Genomic DNA, 3,274 nt, shown 5'->3' with positions numbered 1-3,274 from the left:
GGCTAGGCCGTCGCGGCGGTGTCGCCGCGCGGGCGGATGCCGCGGCTCAGCGCGCGAGCGCCGTCGCTGATTCGCGGTGCACCGGTACGCTCCCGGCAGCGAGCGCGGCATCCCGCCGCCCGCCGATCGCACGGAGCGCGTTGAGGATCGTCGCGAGGTCGACGAGCTCCTGCAGGAGCGCCCCGATCGTCGCCGGGATCAGCCCGAACGCGGCGAAGACCATCAGGACCAGGCTCAGCGCGATACCGATCCAGATGCTCTGCAACGCGATCCGGATCGTGTCCTGCCCGATCGCGACCGCCCTGGCCGTGCGCGAGAGGTCGTCGATCAGGATGACGACGTCTGCTGACTCGCTCGCCGCGGTCGCGCCGCGCGCGCCCATCGCGATGCCGACATCCGCCACCGCGAGCACGGGAGCGTCATTGACACCGTCGCCGACCATGATCACCGGACGCTCCGTGATCGCCCGCACGCCCTCGACCTTGTCGACAGGCAGGCAGTCGGCCTGGACGTTCGTGATTCCCACGAGCGCGGCGATGTGCTCGGCCGTCGGCCGGGCGTCCCCGGTGAGCATGACCGTGTTGCGGATTCCGAGCTCCCCGAGGGCGTCGATCGTCTGGCGGGCATTGCCGCGCAGCTGGTCGCTCGCGACGATGCTGCCGGCGAAGCTCCCGTCCACGGCGACGTAGATGGCGAGTTCCCCGCCGTCGAGCGGGGCGGCGACGGCCGCCGGCGCGGTCTCCGCCACGAAGGAGAGCTTGCCCACGGTCACCTCGCGGCCGTCGAGCCTGGCGACGACGCCGTGTGCAGGCACCTCGCTCGCCGTCGCGGTCGCGAGGAGCTCGAGGCCGCGGCTGCGAGCCTCCGCGATCACGGATGCCGCGAGCACGTGTGACGAGTACTGTTCGGCGGACGCGGCGAGCGCCAGCACCTCGTCGGCGTCGAAGCCGGCGGCGGGCAGCACCCTGGCGATGGCGGGGGTGCCGTGGGTCAGGGTTCCGGTCTTGTCGAAGACGATGGTCCTGGCGCGGGACAGCGCTTCGAGCACCCCGCCGCCCTTGACGATGATTCCGTTGCGCGCCGCGCGGCTCATGCCTCCCATGAACGCGATCGGAGCAGAGATCAGCAGCGGGCACGGGGTGGCGACGACGAGCACCTCGGCGAAGCGGACCGGCTCACCGGTCAGGATCCAGGCGAGGGCAGCCAGGGACAGGGCGACCGCGGTGAACGGCACCGCGTACCGGTCGGCGAGCCGGACGACGGGTGCCTTGCTCGCGGAGGCCTCCTCGACGAGGGCCACGATCTGCTGGTACTGGCTGTTCGCCGCGGTCGCGGTTGCGCGGATGGTGGCGGCGGCCTGGCCGTTGATCGACCCCGAGAGGATGCCCTCGCCCTTGTTGCGTTCAACGGGGAGGCTCTCCCCGGTCAGCGAGGACTCGTCGAAGGCCGCGCTGGCGGACTCGAGCACACCGTCGACGGGAACGATCTCGGCCGGGCGCACGAGCAGGAGGTCACCCGGCTGCACAGCCGTGGCTGGCAGGTCCTCGACGTCGGCCAGGTCATCTGCGGATCTCAGGCGGTGCGCGATCTGCGGTGCCCGGTTGAGCAGGGCGTTGAGTTCGCGCTTGGCACGGTTCACGGCGAAGTCTTCGAGGGCGGCGCCCCCGGTGAGCATCAGCACGATCAGGATGGTCGCGACGTACTCGCCGACGAGCACCGTTGCGACGATGGCGGTGATCGCGAGCAGGTCGACGCCGAAACTGCCGTGGCGCAGCTGCTTGACCATGCCCACGGCCGAGATCGCGGCGACGAACAGGCCGAAACCGCCGAACAGCCAGGCCAGGCTGTCGGCGAAGCCGGCGAGGGCGAGCCCGATTCCGACCACCCCGAGCACGATGGTCGCGGCGACGAGCGGATACCGCCGTACGGCGGCGAACAGACGGGACATGCTTCAAGTCTTGTCCCGTCCCCCGTTCACCGCCAGCAAGGTGAGGCTCGCCTGTCCGGGGCGGATGCCCGGCCGGCGACGAGCGCCGGGCATCCGTCTCGAGGGCGGGCGTCTCAGAGCACGAGCGCGGTCAGGAAGGCCGCGTTGATGGCCTCGCCGACCTTGGCCGGGTGCACGCAGTCGCCGAGCGGATGCACGTTGGCTCGCCCTTCGAGCGCGAGCGTGAGCGCCGTGTTCGGACGCACCCCGAAGGCCGCGATCACCGTGGACGCGGTGACGTGCACGGCGCCGTCCGGGCCGGTCGCGGTGAGGCCGTCGGCGTCGACGGAGGTGACGGTGTGCCCGGTGAGGATCCGGACGCCCTTCTCACTGAGTTCGCGCAGCAGGGTGATCCGGTTGATCACGATCATGTCTCGGGCGAGCTCGTCGGCGAGTTCGACGATCGTGACGTTGCAGCCCTGTCCGGCGAGTTCGAGGGCGGCGTCGCAGCCCGAGAGGCCGCCACCCGCGATGACGACACTATGGCCGACGGGGACGCCACGGTGGAAGTCGAGCACGTCGATCACGTTCGCACCGTCGAGGCCGGGGATGGGCGGCAGGAGCGGAAGAGAACCGGTCGCGACGATGATCTCGTCGGCCTCGAACGTCGCGAGGGAGTCCGCGTCGATGGTCGTGTCGAGGTGCACGGTCACGGGGAGGTGGGTGAACTGGCGTTCCCACCAGCCGATCATCGCACGCAGTTCCTTCTTGAACTCCGGGGTCGCCGCGGGCAGCAGCACGCCGCCGAGCTGGGGCCCTGCCTCGTAGAGGTCGACGGAGTGGCCGCGGAGCGCGGCGACCCGTGCGGATTCGAGTCCGCCGGGGCCGCCGCCGATCACGACGACGTGTTTGAGGACATCCGCCTTCTCGACGCGGCGTTCGCGTTCGAAGCCGACCTGGGGGTTCACGGCGCAGCCGAGCGGCAGGGCGAAGAAGGCGTTGCCGACGCACATCGAGTTGCAGCGGATGCACGGGCGGATGTCCGCGCGATCGCCCGCGGTGAGCTTGCCCGCCCACTCCGGATCCGCGATCAGTCCGCGCCCGATGCCGGCGAAGTCGGCGTCGCCCGCGGCGAGGGCGGCCTCCGCGTTCTCCGGGGTGAGGTTGCCGACGGCCATCACCGGGATGGAGACGACGTCCTTGAGTGCGCGGGCCGCCGGGACCATGCACGCGTCGCCGAGGTAGTACGGCGGGAAGACGTAGTCCATGGCTTCGTATGACCCGTCGTCGGCGATGATGAGGTCGAGCCCAGCCGCGGCGAGGCCGCCCGCGGTGGGCGGGGCCGGC

General features: G+C 71.2%; 2 protein-coding genes. Both read right to left on the bottom strand.

Translation table 11 applies throughout. The annotated features are described in order from the left end of the window. Window positions 1-46 precede the first annotated feature (46 nt). Complete coding sequence (locus QN345_RS17080; protein WP_322137200.1) at window positions 47-1,948, bottom strand: heavy metal translocating P-type ATPase; 1,902 nt, start codon at window positions 1,946-1,948, stop codon at window positions 47-49. A 113-nt stretch (window positions 1,949-2,061) separates the two neighbouring features. Next, the coding region (locus QN345_RS17075) for an FAD-dependent oxidoreductase (protein ID WP_323508937.1) at window positions 2,062-3,274 on the bottom strand (1,213 nt) is incomplete at its 5' end.

Source organism: Cryobacterium sp. 10I1 (assembly GCF_035019805.1).
GTDB lineage: Bacteria > Actinomycetota > Actinomycetes > Actinomycetales > Microbacteriaceae > Cryobacterium > Cryobacterium glucosi.
The sequence above is the reverse complement of the archived record's forward strand: the minus strand, read 5'-3'. Positions and strand labels throughout refer to the sequence as shown.